Here is a 23,936-nt window from a genome sequence, read left to right on the forward strand (position 1 = left end):
AAAATCGGATTTCGTTCATGCCGGTTCGGCGGGCATAAAAAATCTGGAAATAATCGCTATTTCCAGACCTTAGATATGAAGTGCTGGCCGGATAAGGACGCCTTAGCGTCGCTATCCGGCACACAAAGCAGATTACTGCTGTTGCTGTGAAGACTGAATCGCGGTCAGGGCGATGGTGTAGACGATATCATCTACCAGCGCGCCACGGGACAGGTCGTTCACCGGCTTGCGCATACCCTGTAGCATCGGCCCGATGGAGATCAGGTCAGCAGAACGCTGTACCGCTTTGTAGGTGGTGTTACCGGTGTTCAGATCCGGGAAGATGAACACGGTCGCGCGACCTGCAACCGGAGAGTTCGGCGCTTTGGATTTCGCAACATCAGCCATGACTGCGGCGTCGTATTGCAGCGGGCCGTCGATCATCAGGTCAGGACGTTTTTCCTGCGCCAGACGGGTCGCTTCACGCACTTTCTCTACGTCGCTGCCTGCGCCAGAGGTGCCGGTGGAGTAGGAGAGCATCGCAACGCGCGGTTCGATGCCGAAGGCAATTGCGGATTCCGCAGACTGGATGGCGATTTCAGCCAGCTGTTCTGCCGTCGGGTCCGGGTTGATCGCGCAGTCGCCGTAAACGTAGACCTGTTCCGGCAGCAGCATGAAGAACACGGAAGAGACCAGAGAGCTGCCTGGTGCTGTTTTGATCAGCTGTAGCGGCGGACGAATGGTGTTTGCCGTGGTGTGAACCGCACCGGAAACCAGACCGTCAACTTCATCCTGTTCCAGCATCAGCGTACCGAGAACCACATTGTCTTCCAGCTGTTCGCGGGCGACGGTTTCGGTCATGCCTTTGCTCTTACGCAGCTCAACCAGACGAGCGACATAGCTTTCGCGAACCACTTCCGGGTCGACGATTTCAATGCCTGCGCCCAGTTCTACGCCCTGAGAGGCGGCAACGCGGTTGATCTCTTCCGGGTTACCCAGCAGGACGCAAGTCGCGATGCCACGTTCAGCACAGATGGCTGCCGCTTTAACGGTACGCGGTTCGTCGCCTTCCGGCAGAACGACGCGTTTACCGGCTTTACGCGCCAGCTCGGTCAGCTGGTAGCGGAATGCAGGCGGAGACAGACGACGGCTGCGCTCAGAGGTCGCGGTCAGGGATTCAATCCAGTCAGCGTTGATGTAGTTAGCAACGTATTCCTGAACTTTTTCGATACGCTCATGGTCATCAACCGGAACTTCCAGGTTGAAGCTCTGTAGGCTCAGAGAGGTCTGCCAGGTGTTAGTGTTCACCATGAATACTGGCAGGCCGGTTGCGAAAGCACGTTCGCACAGTTTAGAGATGCGCGCGTCCATTTCGTAGCCGCCGGTCAGCAGCAGAGCGCCGATTTCCACGCCGTTCATTGCCGCCAGGCAAGCCGCAACCAGTACGTCAGGACGGTCAGCAGAAGTCACCAGCAGAGAACCCGCACGGAAGTGCTCCAGCATGTGCGGAATGCTGCGCGCGCAGAACGTGACAGACTTCACGCGACGGGTGTTGATATCACCTTCGTTCACAACGGTAGCGTTCAGGTGACGCGCCATGTCGATTGCACGGGTTGCAATCAGATCGAAGCTCCACGGCACCGCGCCCAGAACCGGCAGCGGGCTGGATTCCTGGAGTTTAGCCGGATCGACTTTCACCACTTTCGCTTTGGAAGAGTCGTCGAAAATCTCAGACAGATCCGGGCGGGTACGGCCCTGCTCATCAACCGGTGCGTTCAGTTTGTTAACAATAACGCCGGTGATGTTGGTGTTTTTCGCGCCGCCGAAGCTGCTGCGAGTCAGTTCGATACGCTCATTCAGCTGTTCCGGGGTGTCGGTGCCCTGAGACATCACGAAGACGATTTCCGCATTCAGCGTTTTCGCGATTTCGTAGTTCAGAGACTGAGCGAACTGGTGTTTACGCGTCGGAACCAGGCCTTCAACCAGCACCACTTCCGCATCTTTGGTGTTCGCGTGATAGTTCGCGATGATCTCTTCCATCAGCACATCTTTCTGATTGCTGGACAGCAGAGATTCAACGTGGCTCATCTTCAGCGGTTCAGCCGCCGGGACAGACGAGTTTGCACGAACGATAGCGGTAGTCTGGTCTGGCGCATTGCCACCCGCGCGCGGTTGAGCGATTGGCTTAAAGACGCTCAGACGAACGCCTTTGCGTTCCATAGCACGGATGACGCCAAGGCTGACGCTGGTCAGGCCGACGCTGGTTCCGGTAGGGATCAGCATAATAATACGGGACACGGTTTATCCTCTTTCGTTACCGCCGGTTTCAGGCGGGTTACAAAACAGCACCGCCAGCTAGGCTGGCGGTGTAAAATCAGGCAGTCAGACGGCTCGCGTCTTGCGCGATAACCAGTTCTTCGTTGGTTGGGATAACCACCGCAGGACGGGTACCTTCTTTGTTGATGAAACCAGATTTGCCGAAACGGGCAGCCAGGTTACGTTCGTGATCGACTTCAAAGCCCAGCACGCCCAGTTTACCCAGAGACAGCTCACGCACCATCGCCGCGTTTTCACCGATACCGCCAGTGAAGACCACTGCGTCCAGACGACCTTCCATCAGCGCGGTGTAAGAGCCGATGTATTTCGCCAGACGGTGGCAGTATACGTCCATCGCACGTTTTGCATCTTCTTTAGCGGTGTAGTTGTCTTCAACATAACGGCAGTCGCTGGTGACTTCGGTCAGACCCAACAGACCTGATTCTTTGGTCAGCATTTTGTTGATCTGATCGATGTTCATGCCCAGGTTGTCATGCAGGAAGAAGATGATTGCCGGGTCGATGTCACCGGTACGGGTGCCCATCACCAGACCTTCCAGCGGGGTCAGACCCATAGAGGTGTCAACGCACTGGCCGTTGCGGATTGCAGAAACGGAACCACCGTTGCCCAGATGGCAGGTGATGATGTTCAGTTCTTCAACCGGCTTGTTCAGCATTTTTGCGGCTTCCTGAGTCACATAGTAGTGGCTGGTGCCGTGGAAACCGTAACGACGTACGCCGTGTTCTTTGTACAGGCTGTACGGCAGGGCATACAGGTAAGACTCTTCCGGCATGGTCTGATGGAACGCGGTGTCGAAAACTGCAACGTTCTTTTCTTTCAGTTCCGGGAAGGATTTCAGCGCTTCAGTAATCCCGATCAGGTGAGCCGGGTTGTGCAGCGGAGCGAACGGCGCAGCGTCTTTGATGCCCTGGATAACGGAGTCATCAATGACCACGGAGCTGGTATACTTCTCGCCGCCGTGTACGATACGGTGACCAATTGCGGTCAACTGCGCAGACAGTTCTGGTTTTTGTGCCAGAATAGTATTAACAATAAAGTTCAGCGCTTCACTGTGAGCGGCGCCTGCACCTAAAGCCGCTTCTTGTTTATTGCCGTCCATTTTCCATTTGATACGTGCTTCAGGAAGATGGAAACATTCGGCTAAACCAGAAAGGTATTCTTCACCGTTCGCTGCATCGATGATTGCAAATTTCAGTGAGGAGCTACCGCAGTTCAGAACCAGTACTAACTTACTCGACATGGAAGTACCTATTTATGATACGTGGCTAAAAAAACGTCAGTGAGCCATAGAGCGTAACGCATGATGACGCTGACGTTTATGATTAACATCATGCGCAATAATCTTTTTCGGCATGATGGAAGAAATACCTTTGAGTCTATGCCATTTTGCGTATTTTTCAGCCAATGGCATACTATATGTAAATTTGACGACTCAATGATTTTGGACTACTGGCCTTAGAGGCCGACACAGGATACCTGATAGTGGGTATCAATGACAAAATGTTTTGAACGATGTCCCTTGCAGTTGTTGTTTTGCACAAATTTTTGAATTTTTATATGTGAAGTTGAGGTAAAGCCATGTCGACACCGGATAATCGCTCCGTGAATTTTTTTAGTTTGTTTCGCCGGGGGCAGCACTACGCAAAGACGTGGCCGATGGAAAAGCGCCTTGCGCCGGTCTTTGTTGAGAACCGCGTGATTCGTATGACGCGTTACGCCATTCGCTTTATGCCGCCGATCGCGGTGTTTACGCTGTGCTGGCAAATCGCGCTGGGCGGTCAGTTAGGCCCGGCGGTTGCCACAGCCCTGTTTGCGCTCAGTTTACCGATGCAAGGCATGTGGTGGCTGGGAAAACGCTCCGTTACGCCACTCCCGCCTTCCATCCTGAACTGGTTCTATGAGGTTCGGGGAAAATTGCAGGAAGCCGGGCAGGCGTTGTCGCCGGTAGAAGGCAAGCCGGATTACCAGGCATTAGCTGACACGCTTAAGCGCGCCTTCAAACAACTGGATAAAACTTTCCTTGATGATTTGTAATTGACCCCTGATTACGCATATAAAAGAAGGCATACCAATGCCTTCTTTTTTTGACCGCAGTAGAGTGATACAGGAGTCCCAAAATGGAAATGACCAACGCTCAACGTCTGATTTTGTCTAACCAGTATAAAATGATGACCATGCTCGACCCGACCAACGCCGAGCGTTATCGCCGTCTGCAAACGATCATTGAACGCGGCTACGGCTTGCAGATGCGTGAGCTGGATCGTGAGTTTGGCGAACTGAAGGAAGAAACCTGCCGCACGATTATCGATATCATGGAGATGTATCACGCCTTACATGTGTCCTGGACTAACCTGAAAGACGCGCAGACCATTGACGAGCGTCGCGTGACGTTCCTCGGGTTTGATGCCGCAACCGAAGCGCGTTATCTGGGCTACGTTCGCTTTATGGTGAACGTGGAAGGGCGCTATACCCACTTTGATGCCGGTACTCATGGCTTTAATGCCCAGACGCCGATGTGGGAAAAATACCAGCGTATGCTGAATGTCTGGCACTCCTGCCCGCGCCAGTATCACCTGAGCTCGAACGAAATTAATCAGATTATCAATGCCTGAGGGGGTGAGCGTGCAGTGCAAAGGCTTTCTGTTTGATCTGGATGGAACGTTGGTTGACTCCTTACCCGTTGTAGAGCGGACATGGTGCAACTGGGCCGATCGTTTTGGCCTCACGCATGATGAAGTGCTGAGCTTTATTCATGGCAAGCAGGCTATCACTTCTCTGCGACACTTCATGGCGGGAAAGCCGGAAGAGGAGATCGCCGCAGAGTTTACCCGTCTGGAACAGATAGAAGCGACGGATACGGCAGGGATTGTGGCGTTGCCGGGCGCGGTCGAATTGCTGAACCATCTCAATAAAGCCGGTATCCCCTGGGCTATCGTTACTTCAGGCTCGATGCCGGTTGCGCGGGCGCGCCATCAGGCGGCCGGCCTTCCTGCGCCAGAGGTGTTTGTTACCGCTGAACGCGTGAAGCGCGGCAAACCGGAACCGGATGCCTATCTGCTGGGCGCCCAACTGCTTGGCCTCTCGCCGCAGGAATGCGCGGTGGTGGAAGACGCGCCTGCCGGGATTCTCTCCGGGCTGGCCGCCGGGTGTCATGTCATTGCGGTCAATGCGCCTGAGGACACGCCCCGCATTGCGGACGTCGATTTTGCCCTGAGCAGCCTTGAGCACATTTCCGTGACCAAACAGCCCAACGGAAACGTGGTCGTTCTTAGAAATACCTGAACATGATTTAGCCCCGCATTGTTGGGGCTTTTTTATGGCAGAATCAGTCCATCCCTCTCATTTAACAAGGATATGTTGTGAACGGTGAATTGATATGGGTTCTCTCCTTACTGGCGATTGCCGTTATCTTGTTTGCGACGGGCAAAGTGCGCATGGACGCGATTGCTTTGCTGGTCATTGTCGCCTTTGTTCTGAGTGGAACATTGAGCATCTCAGAGGCCTTTTCCGGCTTCAGCGATCCTAACGTTGTTCTGATTGCCGCCTTGTTCATTATCGGCGACGGACTGGTGCGTACCGGCGTCGCGACGGTCATGGGCGCCTGGCTGGTGAAAATGGCCGGTAGCAGCGAAGTCAAAATGCTGGTGCTGCTGATGATCACCGTTGCCGGGCTTGGCGCGTTTATGAGTTCAACCGGCGTGGTCGCGATTTTCATCCCGGTGGTGTTAAGCGTTTCTATGCGTATGCAGACCTCGCCTTCACGCCTGATGATGCCGCTCAGTTTTGCCGGTCTTATCAGCGGCATGATGACGCTGGTGGCGACGCCGCCCAACCTGGTGGTGAACAGTGAACTGCTGCGCGAAGGGCTGCACGGTTTTAGCTTCTTTAGCGTCACGCCGATTGGGCTGGTGGTGCTGTTCCTCGGCATTATCTACATGCTGGTGATGCGCTTTATGTTGAAAGGGGATGATGCGTCGCAGCAGCGTGATGGCTGGAAGCGTCGCGCCTTTCGCGATTTAATCAAAGAGTACCGTCTGACCGGTCGCGCCCGTCGGCTTGCCATTCGCCCGGGTTCGCCGATGGTCGGCCAGCGTCTGGATGACCTCAAGCTGCGTGAGCGCTATGGCGCGAACGTGATCGGCGTTGAACGCTGGCGGCGCTTTCGGCGCGTTATTGTTAACGTCAATGGGGTGTCGGAATTTCGCGCCCGCGATGTGTTACTGATCGATATGTCTGCCGCCGAGGTGGATCTCCGGGAATTTTGCAGCGAGCAACTGCTGGAGCCGATGGTTTTACGCGGCGAGTATTTTTCCGATCAGGCGCTGGACGTGGGGATGGCGGAAATCTCCCTGATTCCCGAATCGGAACTGATTGGCAAATCGGTGCGCGAGATCGGTTTTCGTACGCGCTATGGCCTGAATGTCGTCGGTCTGAAGCGTGACGGCGTGGCAATCGAAGGGTCGCTTGCTGATGAAGCGCTGTTAATGGGCGACATTATTCTGGTGGTGGGAAACTGGAAGCTGATTGGTCAACTGGCGAAGCAGGGCCGTGACTTCGTGGTGCTGAATATGCCTGTGGAAGTGAGCGATGCCTCCCCGGCGCACAGCCAGGCGCCGCATGCGATCTTCTGTCTGGTGCTGATGGTTGCGCTGATGCTGACCGATGAGATCCCTAACCCGATCGCGGCAATCATTGCTTGCCTGCTGATGGGGAAATTCCGCTGTATTGATGCAGAAAGCTCCTACAAAGCGATTCACTGGCCGAGCATTATCCTGATTGTCGGGATGATGCCTTTTGCGCTGGCGTTGCAAAAGACCGGCGGCGTTGATCTGGTCGTTAAAGGATTGATGGATGTCGGCGGCGGTTATGGCCCCTATATGATGCTGGCATGTCTGTTTGTGCTGTGCGCCACCATCGGGCTGTTTATTTCCAATACCGCGACCGCCGTGCTGATGGCGCCGATAGCCCTTGCGGCAGCGAAATCGATGGGGGTGTCACCGTATCCTTTCGCGATGGTGGTGGCAATGGCGGCGTCGGCGGCGTTCATGACGCCGGTCTCCTCGCCGGTAAACACGCTGGTTCTGGGGCCGGGGAATTACAGTTTTAGCGACTTTGTTAAGATCGGGGTGCCGTTTACGATAATCGTTATGGCGGTATGCGTGGTGATGATCCCGGTGCTGTTTCCGTTTTGATTTTTTGCCGGATGGCGCTATTCGCTTATCCGGCCTACAAATGTAGCAGTAGGTCGGATAAGACGTTTACGTCGCCATCCGGCAAAACGATTTATAGCGGCGAATCCTGGCTGATTTCATCCAGCGAGAGGTGAAAACTGGGCACAAACACCGCCATAAAATAGTCCATCTCTTCGCTGCGGCGCGACGCCAGGGTTTTTTCCAGTCGCGTTTTTGCCAGCAGGAATTCATTATTGCCCGCCGATAACTCTTCCAGACACTTCAGATAGGCGCAAAGCGCGTCGGCTTGCTTCACAACCGATTTCTCTTCTTCGCTGTAAGCATGTTCGTCGATCAGCGGTGCAAAAATATCGCGCAGTTCGTCAGGAACCATATCCACCAGTTTTTGCTGAGCAATTTTCTCAATCGCTTTGTATTCCTGCGCGATTTGCGAATTGAAGTATTTCACCGGGGTCGGGAGATCGCCGGTCAACACTTCAGAGGCATCGTGGTACATCGCCAGTAGCGCAATACGCTCGGCATTGACCTGGCCGCCGAATTTGCGATTTTTGATAGCGGCAAGCGCGTGGGCGACCATCGCCACCTGCAAACTGTGTTCGGAGACGTTTTCGGTGCGCACGTTGCGCATCAATGGCCAGCGGTTAATCAGTTTCAGGCGGGAGAGGTGGGCAAAAAAATGGCTCTGCTTCATAGTGACCTTTTCATGATGACAACCTGAGGGTCATTGTGCGCAGAGAAGGCCATCGGATGCAAATACTCGTCTTTCTCACGTTGCATCCGACGGCCAGTTTACGGTTACAGCTGATGATACCCTGACAGGAAGCGCCCGAATTTACTCAGCGACATTTCGATGTCGTCAATACGAGGCAGCGTTACAATGCGGAAGTGATCCGGCCAGGGCCAGTTGAACGCGGTTCCCTGCACCAGCAGCACTTTTTCCTGCAACAGGAAGTCGAGCACCATCTTCTGGTCATCGTGGATGTTAAAGCGCTTCGCATCTATTTTCGGGAACATATACAGTGCGCCGCGCGGTTTCACGCAGGAAACGCCCGGAATATCGTTAATCAGCTCCCACGCACGGTTACGTTGTTCATACAAACGCCCGCCCGGCATGATGAATTCGCTAATACTCTGGTAGCCGCCCAGCGCCGTCTGGATCGCGTGCTGCGCCGGAACGTTGGCGCACAGACGCATTGACGCCAGCATCTCCAGCCCTTCAATGTAGCCTTTGGCGTGTTTTTTCGGCCCATTCAGCACCATCCAGCCCTGGCGGAATCCGGCGACGCGATAGGTTTTGGACAGCCCGTTGAACGTAATGGTCAGCAGATCCGGCGCCAGCGCGGCGATAGAATGATGCTCAGCGTCGTCGTAGAGGATCTTGTCGTAAATCTCATCGGCGAAAATGATCAGATTATGTTGACGGGCAATCTCAACGATCTCCATCAGCAGCTCTTTGGAGTAAACCGCGCCGGTTGGGTTATTCGGGTTGATTATCACAATGCCACGGGTACGCGGCGTGATTTTGGCGCGGATGTCGTCGAGATCCGGGAACCAGTCAGAAGATTCATCGCAAAGATAGTGTACCGCTTTGCCGCTGGAGAGCGAGACTGCCGCTGTCCACAGCGGGTAATCCGGCGCGGGAACCAGCATTTCGTCCCCGCTGTTCAGCAACGCCTGCATTGCCTGCACGATCAATTCGGATACGCCGTTACCAATATAGATATCTTCTACGGTGACGTCGCGCATACCGCGCGCCTGGTAATGCTGCATGATCGCTTTGCGTGCGGAATACAGACCCTTTGAATCGCAATACCCCTGCGCCGTTGGCAAATTGCGGATGACATCGACCAGGATCTCATCAGGCGCTTCAAACCCAAAAGGGGCGGGGTTGCCGATGTTCAGTTTCAGAACTTTATTGCCTTCTTCTTCCAGGCGTTTCGCTTCTTTCAGAACAGGGCCGCGGATGTCATAACAGACATTTTCTAGTTTGCTGGATTTTTCAATGGGGGACATGAATCTTGACCTTTTTAGCTGTTATCGCCACTCCCTGCCGTGGAAGTCAGCACGGAACAATGTACTCCCACAGCGGTGAGTTTTGAAGGGTCAGCAGTAGAAGATTTTGCTCAGGCTTAGTGTGGGATTGTGCTGTTAAGTCCTGCTTTAATGCCATTATTACAGTTTTTATTACTGCTTTTATTTATTTTATTGGTTTTTTATTTTTAGTATCGGGCTTTTGTGTGGTTGTATGTTTTGTTAAAAAATAGTCTAAACTCAGGGAGGAAAGTGTTAGCGGCGTCAGCATAACTCAATTATCAGGAAAATACTGAATGCTTTTACGAAACTACTGTTATCGCCATGATCTGTAAACGTTAGGGTGTAAATCTATTGTTAAGTAGAATTAATGAGTAGTGGCGATCTTAATTAATTATTATTTAATATTTAAAAAGCACCTGCTGGTGAGATTAATAATACATAATTTTCTTAGTTAAGATAACATAATCACGCTTCAGATTATTCGTATTAAGGCTTATAAATATAGTGGTTTTGGGTTAAGATAAGCCCCAGGAAATGGTGCGCAGTCTGCGTTGTCTGCTAATTTTTATGACGAGCATCTATAACTAACTTGTTGCTCAGTAGGCTTTTTTTGTGTCGGTAAATGTCCGTTAACTTCTTTTACATTTACAAAATTACACGTTTATCCTTAGCAGAATTCCGTTGTTACCTAAAAAGGTATGCGTCTTCTCCTCGATATATCCCTGGTAATGACCTCTGGGATTATTCGAAAAGAAAGGAGAAGAGGTTGTTAGCAGCACCAAATACATTTTTACTTTCACTTGGTTACGCAAGTGAAACGGCGAGGGAAGCACATTACAAATGGAATTGTTTGTTTATGAACACACAGCATTAACCAGGTCAGCATGGTATGACCCGCCAGTAAGTGAAAAATTATGATAAATGCAAATCGTCCGATAATTAACCTCGACCTCGATCTGCTGAGAACGTTTGTTGCTGTTGCCGATCTGAACACGTTCGCCGCTGCGGCGGCGGCGGTGTGTCGTACTCAGTCTGCGGTGAGCCAGCAAATGCAGCGTCTTGAGCAGCTTGTGGGCAAGGAGTTGTTCGCCCGTCATGGTCGTAACAAGCTGTTGACTGAACACGGTATTCAGCTTCTGGGTTACGCCAGAAAAATCCTGCGCTTTAATGATGAGGCGTGCTCATCATTGATGTTTAGCAATCTTCAGGGCGTATTAACAATTGGCGCTTCTGATGAATCCGCCGATACGATATTGCCTTTCTTGCTCAATCGGATCAGTTCGGTTTACCCGAAGCTTGCTCTGGATGTGAGGGTGAAACGTAACGCCTTTATGGTGGATATGCTGAAATCGCAGGAAGTGGATTTGATTGTCACTACGCACCGTCCGGGATCTTTCGAGTTCCTGAACCTGCGCACATCGCCGACACACTGGTACTGCGCGGCGGAATATGTGCTACAGAAGGGGGAACCGATCCCGCTGGTGTTGTTAGACGATCCCAGCCCGTTCCGCGATATCGTATTAGCGACGTTGAATGCGGCGAATATTCCCTGGCGCCTTGCCTATGTGGCCTCAACGTTAGCGGCAGTACGCGCGGCCGTAAAAGCCGGACTGGGGATCACCGCGCGACCGGTTGAGATGATGAGCCCGGATTTACGCGTACTCGGCGCTGCGGATGGATTACCGCCGTTGCCAGATACGGAATACTTACTGTGTCGCGATCCATCAGGCCAGAACGAACTGGCGCAGGTTATCTATCAGGCGATGGACAGTTACCAAAACCCCTGGCAATACAGTCAGTTTACTCCCGAAGGAGGAGACGATTCGCTGATGGTTGAAGGTGACTTTGAGTAGTCAGTCACAAAAAAAACGTTATAAAATGTAAGTGTAAAAAAGGGCCGCTGATGCTGAAAAAACATCCAGCGGTTCTTTTTTTATACAATTTACCGGCGTTTCGAACGTAAATGCGGGAAAAAGCCTAAAAAATCAGTAAGTAGTCATTAACCTGTTAATTTGGATGAAAAATAGGCACTGACGGTCTGGTTTTGTTTCCATGTTAAAAAACTAGAGAAATTGTTGCTGTTTTTTATGGCGGATTAACAAAAGCGTGTCACAGATCAAGAAAATACTCCCATTTAGGGGGAGGCATCTGCGTAAAATCCTGTCAAAATAGGAGTGTATTATCTCATTTACTTCACAACGGACACGATTCAACAACATTAAATTCGGGCTGGTGATGCGATCGAAATCAGTCAAAATGGCATTAAATGTTAATGGTGTTGGGTCGATGTAAATTAATGTGAGGGAACTTTTGTTAAAGTTGACAAAAGGTTATAGAAAGGAGTAAAAAACCACATCAATTAGCTGTTTAATCATTTTCTACAGTGATTGTAAGGTTTTTTTTATTCCTCCCCATGAATCGATGTGGCGTTCATCTGCCGAAAAGAGCAGAGAATTTGGCGCTACTTTTGATGAGTAAGCAATGAGTATGTCAACATCCACTGAAATCATCGCTCATCACTGGGCATTCGCTATCTTTCTTATTATTGCCATTGGCCTGTGCTGCCTGATGCTCGTCGGCGGTTGGTTTTTAGGCGGTCGCGCACGCGCGAGGTCGAAAAACACCCCGTTTGAATCAGGTATCGACTCGGTCGGCTCCGCCCGCTTACGCCTGTCTGCCAAGTTTTACCTGGTAGCCATGTTCTTCGTTATCTTCGACGTTGAAGCGCTGTATCTGTTCGCATGGTCGACCTCTATCCGTGAAAGCGGTTGGGTAGGCTTTGTGGAAGCTGCAATTTTTATTTTTGTGTTACTGGCTGGTCTGGTTTATCTGGTGCGTATTGGCGCGCTGGACTGGACGCCCGCGCGTTCACGCCGCGAGCGTATGAACCCGGAAACGAACAGTATCGCTAATCGTCAACGCTAACCGCGAGGCATTAAGATGGATTATACGCTCACCCGCATAGATCCCAACGGTGAGAATGACCGTTACCCCCTGCAAAAACAGGAGATCGTAACCGACCCCCTGGAGCAAGAAATCAACAAAAGCGTGTACATGGGCAAGCTCGAACACGCGCTGCATGACATGGTTAACTGGGGTCGTAAGAATTCAATTTGGCCGTATAACTTCGGCCTTTCCTGCTGCTATGTCGAGATGGTGACCTCTTTTACCGCCGTGCATGACGTGGCGCGCTTCGGCGCGGAAGTACTGCGTGCTTCGCCGCGTCAGGCCGACCTGATGGTGGTAGCGGGAACATGCTTTACCAAGATGGCGCCTGTTATTCAGCGTTTGTATGACCAGATGCTGGAGCCGAAGTGGGTGATTTCCATGGGGGCATGCGCTAACTCTGGCGGTATGTACGATATTTATTCGGTTGTGCAGGGCGTTGATAAATTTATCCCGGTAGATGTGTATATCCCGGGCTGCCCGCCGCGCCCCGAAGCGTACATGCAGGCGCTGATGTTGTTGCAGGAATCAATTGGCAAAGAACGTCGTCCGCTCTCCTGGGTGGTTGGCGATCAGGGCGTTTATCGCGCCAATATGCAGTCAGAGCGCGAACGTAAACGCGGCGAACGCATTGCAGTAACGAATCTACGTACACCAGACGAGATTTAATTTGCGCCTGTCGGCAGCAGACTTCACTTCGCTTATCACTACATAAATAACGCGAAGCACTGCCGACTACCACGGACCATTTGCAATGGTGAACAATATGACCGACTTAACCGCGCAAGACGCTGTATGGCAAACCCGGGATCATCTGGATGACCCGGTCATTGGCGAACTGCGCAACCGTTTTGGGCCGGATGCCTTTACCGTTCAGGCGACCCGCACCGGGGTACCCGTTGTTTGGGTCAAGCGTGAACAATTACTGGAAGTTGGCGATTTCTTAAAGAAACTGCCGAAACCTTACGTCATGCTGTTTGACTTACACGGCATGGACGAGCGTCTGCGCACGCACCGCGACGGGTTACCCGCTGCGGATTTTTCCGTTTTCTACCATCTGATCTCAATAGACCGCAATCGCGACATCATGCTCAAGGTGGCATTGTCTGAAAACGACCTGCATGTGCCGACGTTTACCAAACTCTTCCCGAACGCCAACTGGTACGAGCGTGAAACCTGGGAGATGTTTGGCATCACGTTCGACGGCCACCCGCACCTGACGCGTCTGCTGATGCCGCCGACCTGGGAAGGGCATCCGCTGCGTAAAGACTACCCGGCGCGCGCCACCGAATTCGATCCGTTTGAGCTGACCAAAGCCAAGCAGGATCTGGAGATGGAAGCGCTGACCTTCAAACCGGAAGACTGGGGTATGCAACGCGGCACCGAAAACGAGGACTTTATGTTCCTCAACCTCGGTCCGAACCACCCGTCCTCACACGGCGCATTCCGTATCGTTCTTCAGCTTGACGGCGAAGAAATTGTCGACTGCGTGCCTGACATCGGCTACCACCACCGTGGCGCTGAGAAAATGGGCGAACGCCAGTCCTGGCACAGCTACATTCCGTATACCGACCGTATCGAATACCTCGGCGGCTGCGTCAACGAAATGCCGTACGTACTGGCGGTAGAAAAACTGGCGGGTATTACCGTACCGGATCGCGTAAACGTGATTCGCGTTATGCTCTCCGAACTGTTCCGCATTAACAGCCACCTGCTGTACATCTCGACGTTTATTCAGGACGTCGGCGCGATGACCCCGGTCTTCTTCGCCTTTACCGATCGTCAGAAAATTTACGATGTGGTGGAAGCGATCACCGGTTTCCGTATGCACCCGGCCTGGTTCCGTATCGGCGGCGTCGCGCACGACCTGCCGCGTGGCTGGGATCGCCTGCTGCGCGATTTCCTGGACTGGATGCCGAAGCGTCTGGACTCCTACGAGAAAGCGGCGCTGCGCAACACCATCCTGAAAGGGCGTTCCCAGGGCGTTGCCGCTTACGGCAAGAAAGAAGCGCTGGACTGGGGCTGTACAGGCGCCGCGCTGCGTGCGACCGGTATTGATTTCGACGTGCGTAAATCACGTCCGTACTCTGGCTACGAAAACTTTGACTTTGAAATCCCGGTTGGCGGCGGCGTGTCCGACTGCTATACCCGCGTGATGCTGAAAGTCGAAGAGCTGCGTCAGAGTTTGCGCATCCTTGAGCAGTGCCTCAATAACATGCCGGAAGGCCCGTTCAAAGCGGATCACCCGCTGACGACGCCGCCGCCGAAAGAGCGCACGCTGCAACATATCGAAACCCTGATCACCCACTTTCTGCAAGTGTCGTGGGGCCCGGTCATGCCTGCGAATGAATCCTTCCAGATGGTAGAGGCGACCAAGGGTATTAACAGTTACTACCTGACCAGCGATGGTAGCACCATGAGTTACCGTACTCGTATCCGTACCCCGAGCTATGCGCATTTGCAGCAGATTCCGGTGGCGGTACGCGGCAGCCTGGTGTCTGACCTGATCGTTCATTTAGGTAGTATCGATTTTGTTATGTCAGATGTGGACCGCTAATTATGCACGAGAATCAACAACCACAAACCGAGGCTTTTGAGCTGAGTGCGGCAGAGCGTGAAGCCATTGAGCACGAGAAGCACCACTACGAAGACCCGCGTGCGGCGTCCATTGAAGCGCTGAAAATCGTACAGAAGCAGCGTGGCTGGGTGCCGGATGGCGCGATCTACGCGATCGCCGACGTGCTGGGTATTCCGGCGAGCGATGTCGAAGGCGTCGCCACATTCTACAGCCAGATCTTCCGCCAGCCGGTCGGTCGCCATGTGATCCGTTACTGTGACAGCGTGGTGTGCCATATCACCGGTTATCAGGGCATCCAGGCCGCGCTGGAGAAAAAACTCAATATCAAGCCGGGGCAGACGACCTTTGACGGTCGCTTTACGCTGCTGCCGACCTGTTGCCTGGGGAACTGCGACAAAGGGCCGAACATGATGATTGATGAGGATACTCACAGCCATCTGACCCCGGAAGCCATTCCCGAACTACTGGAGCGGTATAAATGAAAAACGTTATCCGTACTCCCGAAACGCATCCGCTGACCTGGCGTCTGCGCGATGACAAGCAGCCGGTATGGCTGGACGAATACCGTAGTAAAAACGGCTACGAAGGCGCGCGTAAAGCGCTGACCGGGCTGTCTCCTGACGAGATCGTCAATCAGGTGAAAGACGCTGGCCTGAAAGGGCGCGGCGGCGCGGGCTTCTCCACCGGTCTGAAGTGGAGCCTGATGCCGAAAGATGAATCCATGAACATCCGTTACCTGCTGTGTAACGCCGATGAAATGGAGCCGGGCACCTATAAAGACCGTCTGCTGATGGAGCAACTGCCGCACCTGCTGGTGGAAGGTATGTTGATCTCCGCCTTTGCCCTGAAAGCGTACCGTGGCTACATCTTCCTGCGTGGCGAATACATCGAAGCGGCTGTGCATCTGCGCCGCGCAATCGCGGAAGCGACCGAAGCCGGTCTGCTCGGCAAAAACATCATGGGCACCGGTTTCGACTTCGAACTGTTTGTCCACACCGGGGCAGGGCGTTACATCTGCGGTGAAGAAACCGCGCTGATTAACTCCCTCGAAGGTCGTCGCGCCAACCCGCGCTCTAAGCCGCCGTTCCCGGCAAGCTCCGGCGTATGGGGCAAGCCGACCTGCGTCAACAACGTGGAAACGCTGTGTAACGTCCCGGCGATCCTCGCGAACGGCGTGGAGTGGTATCAGAACATTTCGAAGAGCAAAGATGCGGGCACCAAGCTGATGGGCTTCTCCGGTCGCGTGAAAAATCCGGGACTGTGGGAACTGCCGTTCGGCACTACCGCGCGTGAGATCCTCGAAGATTACGCCGGTGGCATGCGCGATGGCCTGAAATTCAAAGCCTGGCAGCCAGGCGGCGCGGGAACCGACTTCCTGACCGAAGCGCACCTCGACCTGCCGATGGAATTTGAAAGCATCGGTAAAGCGGGCAGCCGTCTGGGTACGGCGCTGGCGATGGCCGTTGACCACGAAATTGGCATGGTGTCGCTGGTGCGTAACCTGGAAGAGTTTTTTGCGCGCGAATCGTGCGGCTGGTGTACGCCGTGCCGCGACGGCCTGCCGTGGAGTGTAAAAATTCTGCGTGCGCTGGAACGTGGCGAAGGCCAGCCTGGGGATATCGAGACACTTGAGCAACTGTGTCGTTTCCTCGGGCCGGGTAAAACCTTCTGTGCGCATGCGCCAGGCGCGGTCGAACCGTTGCAGAGCGCCATTAAATATTTCCGCGAAGAATTCGAAGCTGGCATCAAGCAGCCGTTCAGCAATACCCATGTGATTGGTGGTATACAGCCGAACCTGCTGAAAGAGCGCTGGTAATTGCGGGCTTACCCCTGCATCGCGATAAGTCATTCGATTAACGCTTAGTCCCTGACTAAGCCAACTGGAAGCATGCTGACTATGGCTACGATTCATGTAGACGGCAAAGAATATGAGGTCAACGGCGCAGACAACCTGCTACAGGCATGTCTGTCCCTCGGCCTTGATATTCCGTACTTTTGCTGGCACCCGGCGCTGGGTAGCGTCGGTGCTTGCCGCCAGTGTGCGGTGAAGCAATATCAAAACGCGGAAGATACGCGTGGTCGCCTGGTGATGTCTTGTATGACGCCTGCCACCGACGGCACCTTTATTTCTATTGATGACGAAGAAGCGAAACAGTTCCGCGAAAGCGTGGTGGAATGGTTAATGACCAACCACCCGCACGATTGTCCGGTCTGTGAAGAGGGCGGTAACTGCCACCTTCAGGATATGACCGTGATGACGGGCCACAACTTCCGTCGTTACCGTTTCACTAAGCGTACTCACCGCAACCAGGATTTGGGGCCGTTCATCTCTCACGAAATGAACCGCTGCATCGCCTGCTACCGCTGTGTGCGTTACTACAAAGACTACGCAGACGGCGCGGATCTGGGCGTATATGGCGCGCATGACAACGTCTACTTCGGTCGTCCTGAAGACGGTACGCTTGAAAGCGAATTCTCCGGCAACCTGGTGGAAATCTGCCCGACCGGCGTATTCACCGACAAAACGCACTCCGAGCGTTATAACCGTAAGTGGGACATGCAGTTTGCGCCAAGCATCTGCCAGCAGTGCTCCATCGGTTGTAACACCAGCCCGGGCGAGCGCTACGGCGAACTGCGTCGTATCGAGAACCGTTACAACGGGACCGTTAACCACTACTTCCTCTGCGACCGTGGTCGTTTCGGTTATGGTTATGTGAACCTGAAAGACAGGCCTCGTCAGCCGATTCAGCGTCGTGGCGATGACCTGATCACCCTCAACGCCGAACAGGCGATGCAGGGCGCGGCGGATATTCTGCGTCAGTCGAAGAAAGTGATCGGCATCGGTTCTCCGCGCGCCAGCGTTGAGAGCAACTTCGCGCTGCGTGAACTGGTGGGCGCGGATAACTTCTATACCGGTATCGCTCAGGGCGAGCAGGAACGTCTGCAACTGGCGCTGAAAGTGCTGCGCGAAGGCGGCATTCATACTCCGGCGCTGCGTGACATCGAATCTTACGATGCGGTACTGGTGCTGGGCGAAGATATTACCCAGACCGGCGCGCGCGTTGCGCTGGCGGTTCGTCAGGCGGTGAAAGGCAAAGCGCGTGAAATGGCGGCGGCCCAGAAAGTGGCCGACTGGCAGATTGCGGCCATCCTCAACATCGGCCAGCGCGCTAAGCATCCGCTGTTTGTGACCAACGTTGACAACACCCGTCTGGACGACATCGCGGCATGGACTTACCGTGCGCCGGTGGAAGATCAGGCGCGTTTAGGCTTTGCCATCGCTCATGCGCTGGACGACAGCGCACCGACGGTCAACGGCATCAGCAGCGATTTGCAGAACAAAATCGACGTCATCGTTCAGGCGCTGGCGGGTGCGAAGAAACCACTGATTATCTCCGGCACCAACGCCGGTAGCGCGGAAGTGATTCAGGCGGCCGCCAACGTGGCGAAAGCGCTGAAAGGCCGTGGTTCGGATGTCGGCATCACCATGATTGCCCGCTCGGTCAACAGCATGGGGCTGGGCATGATGGGCGGCGGTTCGCTGGATGACGCGTTAACCGAACTGGAAACCGGTCGTGCCGACGCTGTCGTGGTGCTGGAAAACGATCTGCACCGTCATGCAAGCGCCGTTCGCGTAAATGCCGCGCTGGCAAAAGCGCCGCTGGTGATGGTGGTTGACCATCAGCGCACGGCGATTATGGAGAATGCGCATCTGGTGCTCTCCGCCGCAAGTTTTGCGGAAAGCGACGGTACGGTCATCAACAACGAAGGCCGCGCGCAGCGTTTCTTCCAGGTTTATGACCCGGCCTATTACGACAGCAACACCGTGATGCTGGAAAGCTGGCGCTGGCTGCACTCGCTGCACAGCACCGTGCAGAACCGCGAGGTGGACTGGACGCAACTGGACCACGTTATTGACGCCGCGATCGCCGCAATGCCGCAACTGGCGGGCATTAAAGATGCCGCGCCGGACGCGACCTTCCGCATTCGCGGGCAGAAACTGGCGCGTGAGCCGCACCGTTACAGCGGTCGTACCGCGATGCGCGCTAACATCAGCGTTCACGAGCCGCGTCAGCCGCAGGATAAAGACACCATGTTCGCCTTCTCAATGGAAGGGAACAACCAGCCGGGCGCGCCGCGTTCGCAGATTCCGTTTGCCTGGGCGCCAGGCTGGAACTCCCCACAGGCGTGGAACAAGTTCCAGGATGAAGTGGGCGGCAAACTGCGTCATGGCGATCCGGGCGTGCGTTTGATTGAAGCATCTGAAAACGGTCTTGATTACTTCACTACCGTTCCGGCCAGCTTCCAGGCGCAGGATGGTCAGTGGCGTATCGCGCCGTACTATCACCTGTTTGGCAGTGACGAAATGTCGCAGCGCTCTCCGGTCTTCCAGAGCCGTATGCCGCAACCGTACATCAAACTCAACCCGGCTGATGCCGCGAAGTTGGGCGTGAATGCGGGAACGCGCGTTTCCTTCAGCTACGACGGCAATACGGTAACGCTGCCGGTTGAAATTGCTGAAGGCTTAACGGCAGGGCAGGTCGGATTGCCGATGGGTATGCCTGGCATCGCGCCGGTTCTGGCGGGCGGTCGTCTTGAGAATCTGCAGGAGGCGCAACAATGAGTTGGATTACACCGGATCTGATCGAGATCCTGCTGAGCATTCTCAAAGCGGTGGTGATCCTGCTGGTGGTGGTCACCTGCGGGGCATTCATGAGCTTTGGCGAACGTCGTCTGCTGGGTCTGTTCCAGAACCGTTATGGGCCAAACCGCGTTGGCTGGGGCGGTTCGCTCCAGCTGGTCGCGGACATGATCAAAATGTTCTTTAAAGAGGACTGGATCCCGAAATTCTCGGATCGCGTCATCTTTACCCTGGCGCCGATGATCGCTTTTACCTCGCTGCTGCTGGCGTTCGCTATCGTTCCGGTTAGCCCTACCTGGGTTGTCGCTGACCTGAACATCGGGATTTTGTTCTTCCTGATGATGGCGGGCCTGGCGGTGTATGCGGTGCTGTTCGCCGGTTGGTCGAGCAACAACAAATACTCGCTGCTGGGGGCGATGCGTGCATCAGCACAGACGCTCAGCTACGAAGTGTTCCTCGGGCTTTCCCTGATGGGCGTGGTGGCGCAGGCCGGTTCATTTAATATGACCGACATCGTCAACAACCAGGCTGATATCTGGAACGTTATTCCGCAGTTCTTTGGTTTTGTCACCTTTGCCATCGCGGGCGTGGCGGTGTGTCACCGTCATCCGTTTGACCAGCCGGAAGCCGAACAGGAACTGGCCGATGGTTATCACATTGAATACTCCGGTATGAAATTCGGTCTGTTCTTCGTGGGGGAATACATCGGTATCGTTACTATCTCCGCACTGATGGTGACGCTGTTCTTCGGTGGCTGGCATGGCCCGTTCTTACCGCCATTCATCTGGTTCGCGCTGAAAACCGCGTTCTTTATGATGATGTTCATTTTGATTCGTGCGTCGTTACCGCGTCCTCGTTATGACCAGGTAATGTCCTTCGGCTGGAAAGTCTGCCTGCCGTTGACGCTCATCAACTTGCTGGTAACGGCGGCTGTCATTCTCTGGCAGGCGCAATAAGGGGCACAAAGACCATGACCTTAAAAGAATTGTTAGTAGGCTTCGGCACCCAGGTACGCAGTATCTGGATGATCGGCCTGCATGCGTTCGCGAAACGCGAAACGCAGATGTACCCGGAAGAGCCGGTCTATCTACCGCCTCGTTACCGTGGCCGTATCGTGCTGACGCGCGACCCGGACGGCGAGGAGCGTTGCGTTGCCTGTAACCTGTGTGCGGTAGCCTGCCCGGTAGGCTGTATCTCGCTGCAAAAAGCAGAGATGAAAGATGGTCGCTGGTATCCTGAGTTTTTCCGTATCAACTTCTCACGCTGCATTTTCTGCGGCCTGTGCGAAGAAGCCTGTCCGACGACGGCCATTCAGCTCACCCCCGATTTTGAAATGGGTGAGTACAAGCGCCAGGACCTGGTTTATGAGAAAGAGGATCTGCTGATCTCCGGTCCGGGCAAATACCCGGAATATAACTTCTACCGGATGGCAGGTATGGCAATCGACGGCAAAGATAAGGGCGAAGCAGAGAACGAAGCCAAGCCTATCGACGTCAAGAGCCTGTTACCGTAAGGAGAGGGGCAATGGAGTTCGCTTTTTATATCTGTGGCCTGATCGCCATTCTCGCAACCTTGCGAGTCATCACCCACACCAATCCGGTACACGCGCTGCTGTATCTGATTATTTCGCTGCTGGCGATTTCCGGGGTGTTTTTCTCGCTGGGCGCTTACTTTGCCGGTGCGCTGGAAATTATCGTTTATGCGGGCGCCATCATGGTGCTGTTCGTGTTCGTGGTCATGATGCTCAACCTCGGCGGTTCGGAAATCGAGCAGGAACGCCAGTGGCTGAAACCGCAGGTGTGGATTGGCCCGGCGATTTTGTCGGCCATCATGCTGGTGGTGATCGTGTACGCCATTCTGGGCGTCAACGACCAGGGTATCGACGGTACGCCAATTAGCGCCAAAGCGGTCGGTATCTCGCTGTTTGGGCCTTACGTTCTGGCGGTCGAACTGGCCTCTATGCTGCTGCTGGCCGGTCTGGTTGTCGCCTTCCACGTCGGTCGCGAAGAGCGTGTGGGCGAAGTGCTGAGCAACCGTCCTGGTGACAGCGCGAAAAGAAAAACGGAGGAGCACGCATGATCCCCTTACAACATGGACTGATCCTCGCGGCGATTTTATTCGTGCTGGGCTTAACCGGTCTGGTTATCCGCCGCAATCTGCTGTTTATGCTGATTGGGCTGGAAATCATGATTAACGCCTCCGCGCTGGCCTTCGTGGTCGCCGGAAGCTACTGGGGCCAGACGGATGGTCAGGTGATGTACATTCTTGCCATCAGCCTTGCGGCTGCGGAGGCGAGTATTGGCCTGGCGCTGTTACTGCAACTTCACCGCCGTCGCCAGAACCTGAACATCGATTCAGTAAGTGAGATGCGTGGATGAACATGCTTGCCTTAACCATTATTCTGCCATTGATTGGCTTTGTATTACTGGCGTTCTCTCGCGGTCGCTGGTCGGAAAACCTCTCCGCGACCGTGGGCGTCGGCTCCATTGGCCTGGCGGCGCTGGTGACGGCGTTTGTCGGCGTTGACTTCTTCGCTAACGGCAAGCAGGCGTTCAGCCAGCCGCTGTGGACGTGGATGTCGGTGGGTGATTTCAACATCGGTTTCAACCTGGTGCTGGACGGCCTGTCGCTGACCATGCTCTCGGTAGTGACCGGCGTGGGTTTCCTGATCCACATGTTCGCCTCCTGGTATATGCGCGGTGAAGAGGGATACTCCCGCTTCTTCGCCTACACCAACCTGTTTATCGCCAGCATGGTTATTCTGGTGCTGTCCGATAACCTGCTGTTGATGTACCTCGGCTGGGAAGGCGTGGGTCTGTGCTCCTATCTGCTGATCGGTTTCTACTACACCGATCCGAAGAATGGCGCAGCGGCAATGAAAGCGTTTGTTGTGACCCGCGTGGGTGACGTGTTCCTCGCGTTTGCGCTGTTCATTCTGTACAACGAACTGGGCACCCTGAACTTCCGCGAAATGGTGGAACTGGCGCCAGCGCACTTCGCCGACGGCAACAACATGCTGATGTGGGCGACGCTGATGCTGCTGGGCGGCGCGGTAGGTAAATCTGCGCAGCTGCCGTTGCAGACCTGGCTTGCAGACGCGATGGCGGGCCCGACGCCTGTCTCCGCGCTGATCCACGCCGCGACGATGGTTACCGCCGGTGTTTACCTGATTGCCCGTACCCACGGCCTGTTCCTGATGACGCCGGAAGTGCTGCATCTGGTGGGGATCGTTGGGGCGATTACGCTGGTGCTGGCCGGTTTCGCCGCGCTGGTGCAGACCGACATCAAACGTGTTCTCGCTTACTCCACCATGAGCCAGATTGGCTACATGTTCCTGGCGCTGGGCGTCCAGGCGTGGGATGCGGCGATTTTCCACCTGATGACGCACGCCTTCTTTAAAGCGCTGCTGTTCCTGGCGTCCGGCTCGGTGATTCTGGCCTGCCACCACGAACAGAACATCTTCAAGATGGGCGGCTTGCGTAAGTCTATTCCGCTGGTGTATCTCTGCTTCCTGGTGGGTGGCGCGGCGCTGTCGGCTCTGCCGCTGATTACCGCCGGCTTCTTCAGTAAGGATGAGATTCTGGCTGGCGCGATGGCGAATGGTCATATCAATCTGATGGTTGCAGGTCTGGTCGGTGCGTTCATGACCTCCTTGTACACCTTCCGTATGATTTTCATCGTGTTCCACGGTAAAGAACAAATTCACGCTCATGCAGGGAAGGGGATTACGCATCACCTGCCGCTGATTGTGCTGATGGTACTGTCCACCTTTGTTGGCGCGCTGATTGTGCCGCCGTTGCAGGGTGTGCTGCCGCAGACGACCGAGCTTGAGCATAGCCGCGTGATGACCCTGGAAATTGCCTCCGGCGTGGTTGCGATTGTCGGCATCCTGATTGCCGCATGGCTGTGGTTGGGTAAACGTACTCTGGTGACTTCTGTCGCCAACAGTGCGCCGGGCCGTCTGCTGGGCACCTGGTGGTATAACGCCTGGGGCTTCGACTGGCTGTACGACAAAGTGTTCGTGAAGCCGTTCCTCGGCGTCGCCTGGCTGCTGAAACGCGACCCGCTCAATGCGCTGATGAACGTTCCGGCTATCCTTTCCCGCTTTGCAGGTAAAGGCCTGCTGCTCAGCGAGAACGGATATCTGCGCTGGTATGTGGCATCCATGAGCATCGGTGCGGTCGTTGTGCTGGCGCTGTTGATGGTACTGCGTTGAGTTTGAGGATTG

The 23,936-nt window shown here is 54.5% G+C and carries 20 protein-coding genes; 16 read left to right on the forward strand and 4 right to left on the reverse strand.

Translation table 11 applies throughout. The annotated features are described in order from the left end of the window. Positions 1 to 132: 132 nt before the first annotated feature. Complete coding sequence (pta, locus tag CKO_RS02185) at positions 133 to 2,277, reverse strand: phosphate acetyltransferase (protein WP_024130156.1); 2,145 nt, start codon at positions 2,275 to 2,277, stop codon at positions 133 to 135. A gap of 76 nt (positions 2,278 to 2,353) precedes the next feature. Continuing rightward, positions 2,354 to 3,556, reverse strand: coding sequence for an acetate kinase (gene ackA / locus CKO_RS02190; protein ID WP_012131481.1), 1,203 nt, complete (start codon positions 3,554 to 3,556; stop codon positions 2,354 to 2,356). Positions 3,557 to 3,894: 338 nt separating this feature from the next. Between ackA and yfbV the strand changes: the two genes are divergently transcribed. The 4 genes from yfbV to CKO_RS02210 all read left to right on the forward strand — a co-directional run bounded on the left by yfbV (position 3,895) and on the right by CKO_RS02210 (position 7,508). Continuing rightward, positions 3,895 to 4,350 (forward strand): terminus macrodomain insulation protein YfbV, encoded by a 456-nt coding sequence (yfbV, locus tag CKO_RS02195; protein WP_003028087.1) that lies wholly within the window; start codon positions 3,895 to 3,897, stop codon positions 4,348 to 4,350. Positions 4,351 to 4,433: 83 nt separating this feature from the next. Further along, positions 4,434 to 4,928 carry a YfbU family protein gene (locus CKO_RS02200; RefSeq protein WP_012131483.1) on the forward strand — a complete coding sequence of 165 codons (495 nt, stop codon included), beginning with the start codon at positions 4,434 to 4,436 and terminating at the stop codon, positions 4,926 to 4,928. After that, complete coding sequence (locus CKO_RS02205; protein ID WP_012131484.1) at positions 4,921 to 5,598, forward strand: sugar phosphatase; 678 nt, start codon at positions 4,921 to 4,923, stop codon at positions 5,596 to 5,598. Before CKO_RS02200 ends, CKO_RS02205 begins: the two co-directional genes overlap by 8 nt. Before the next feature lie 77 nt (positions 5,599 to 5,675). Next, positions 5,676 to 7,508: an SLC13 family permease gene (locus CKO_RS02210; RefSeq protein ID WP_012131485.1), complete on the forward strand. Its 1,833-nt coding sequence runs from the start codon at positions 5,676 to 5,678 to the stop codon at positions 7,506 to 7,508. A 91-nt stretch (positions 7,509 to 7,599) separates the two neighbouring features. Here CKO_RS02210 and yfbR read toward each other — a convergent pair whose 3' ends face one another. Further along, the gene (yfbR, locus tag CKO_RS02215; protein WP_012131486.1) at positions 7,600 to 8,199 is read right to left on the reverse strand and encodes a 5'-deoxynucleotidase; all 600 of its coding nucleotides are present in this window, start codon (positions 8,197 to 8,199) and stop codon (positions 7,600 to 7,602) included. 104 nt (positions 8,200 to 8,303) lie between these two features. Then, positions 8,304 to 9,521, reverse strand: coding sequence for an alanine transaminase AlaA (alaA, locus tag CKO_RS02220; RefSeq protein ID WP_012131487.1), 1,218 nt, complete (start codon positions 9,519 to 9,521; stop codon positions 8,304 to 8,306). 935 nt (positions 9,522 to 10,456) lie between these two features. On the opposite strand from alaA, the gene lrhA reads away from it, so the two are divergent. From lrhA to nuoL, 12 genes are all read left to right on the forward strand, one after another. After that, on the forward strand, positions 10,457 to 11,395 hold the full coding sequence (lrhA, locus tag CKO_RS02225) for a transcriptional regulator LrhA (RefSeq protein ID WP_012131489.1): 939 nt from the start codon (positions 10,457 to 10,459) through the stop codon (positions 11,393 to 11,395). Positions 11,396 to 12,023: 628 nt separating this feature from the next. Next, entirely contained in the window at positions 12,024 to 12,467 is a 444-nt protein-coding gene (gene nuoA / locus CKO_RS02230; RefSeq protein WP_012131490.1) for an NADH-quinone oxidoreductase subunit NuoA, read from the forward strand. A 15-nt stretch (positions 12,468 to 12,482) separates the two neighbouring features. After that, complete coding sequence (nuoB, locus tag CKO_RS02235) at positions 12,483 to 13,157, forward strand: NADH-quinone oxidoreductase subunit NuoB (RefSeq protein ID WP_012131491.1); 675 nt, start codon at positions 12,483 to 12,485, stop codon at positions 13,155 to 13,157. A gap of 85 nt (positions 13,158 to 13,242) precedes the next feature. After that, positions 13,243 to 15,045 carry an NADH-quinone oxidoreductase subunit C/D gene (gene nuoC / locus CKO_RS02240; protein WP_012131492.1) on the forward strand — a complete coding sequence of 601 codons (1,803 nt, stop codon included), beginning with the start codon at positions 13,243 to 13,245 and terminating at the stop codon, positions 15,043 to 15,045. A gap of 2 nt (positions 15,046 to 15,047) precedes the next feature. Then, complete coding sequence (gene nuoE / locus CKO_RS02245; protein WP_012131493.1) at positions 15,048 to 15,548, forward strand: NADH-quinone oxidoreductase subunit NuoE; 501 nt, start codon at positions 15,048 to 15,050, stop codon at positions 15,546 to 15,548. Then, positions 15,545 to 16,882 carry an NADH-quinone oxidoreductase subunit NuoF gene (nuoF, locus tag CKO_RS02250; protein ID WP_012131494.1) on the forward strand — a complete coding sequence of 446 codons (1,338 nt, stop codon included), beginning with the start codon at positions 15,545 to 15,547 and terminating at the stop codon, positions 16,880 to 16,882. The genes nuoE and nuoF overlap by 4 nt, the downstream gene beginning before the upstream one ends. An 81-nt stretch (positions 16,883 to 16,963) precedes the next feature. Beyond that, positions 16,964 to 19,690 (forward strand): NADH-quinone oxidoreductase subunit NuoG, encoded by a 2,727-nt coding sequence (gene nuoG / locus CKO_RS02255; protein WP_024130158.1) that lies wholly within the window; start codon positions 16,964 to 16,966, stop codon positions 19,688 to 19,690. Next, positions 19,687 to 20,664 carry an NADH-quinone oxidoreductase subunit NuoH gene (nuoH, locus tag CKO_RS02260; protein WP_012131496.1) on the forward strand — a complete coding sequence of 326 codons (978 nt, stop codon included), beginning with the start codon at positions 19,687 to 19,689 and terminating at the stop codon, positions 20,662 to 20,664. Before nuoG ends, nuoH begins: the two co-directional genes overlap by 4 nt. A 14-nt stretch (positions 20,665 to 20,678) precedes the next feature. Beyond that, positions 20,679 to 21,221: an NADH-quinone oxidoreductase subunit NuoI gene (nuoI, locus tag CKO_RS02265; RefSeq protein WP_012131497.1), complete on the forward strand. Its 543-nt coding sequence runs from the start codon at positions 20,679 to 20,681 to the stop codon at positions 21,219 to 21,221. Between the two features lie 11 nt (positions 21,222 to 21,232). After that, complete coding sequence (nuoJ, locus tag CKO_RS02270; RefSeq protein WP_012131498.1) at positions 21,233 to 21,787, forward strand: NADH-quinone oxidoreductase subunit J; 555 nt, start codon at positions 21,233 to 21,235, stop codon at positions 21,785 to 21,787. Further along, the gene (nuoK, locus tag CKO_RS02275; RefSeq protein ID WP_000612644.1) at positions 21,784 to 22,086 is read left to right on the forward strand and encodes an NADH-quinone oxidoreductase subunit NuoK; all 303 of its coding nucleotides are present in this window, start codon (positions 21,784 to 21,786) and stop codon (positions 22,084 to 22,086) included. The genes nuoJ and nuoK overlap by 4 nt, the downstream gene beginning before the upstream one ends. Continuing rightward, on the forward strand, positions 22,083 to 23,924 hold the full coding sequence (gene nuoL / locus CKO_RS02280) for an NADH-quinone oxidoreductase subunit L (protein WP_012131499.1): 1,842 nt from the start codon (positions 22,083 to 22,085) through the stop codon (positions 23,922 to 23,924). Before nuoK ends, nuoL begins: the two co-directional genes overlap by 4 nt. Positions 23,925 to 23,936 lie beyond the last annotated feature (12 nt).

Origin of the sequence: Citrobacter koseri ATCC BAA-895, from assembly GCF_000018045.1 — a bacterium.
In the GTDB taxonomy this organism is placed as follows: domain Bacteria; phylum Pseudomonadota; class Gammaproteobacteria; order Enterobacterales; family Enterobacteriaceae; genus Citrobacter_B; species Citrobacter_B koseri.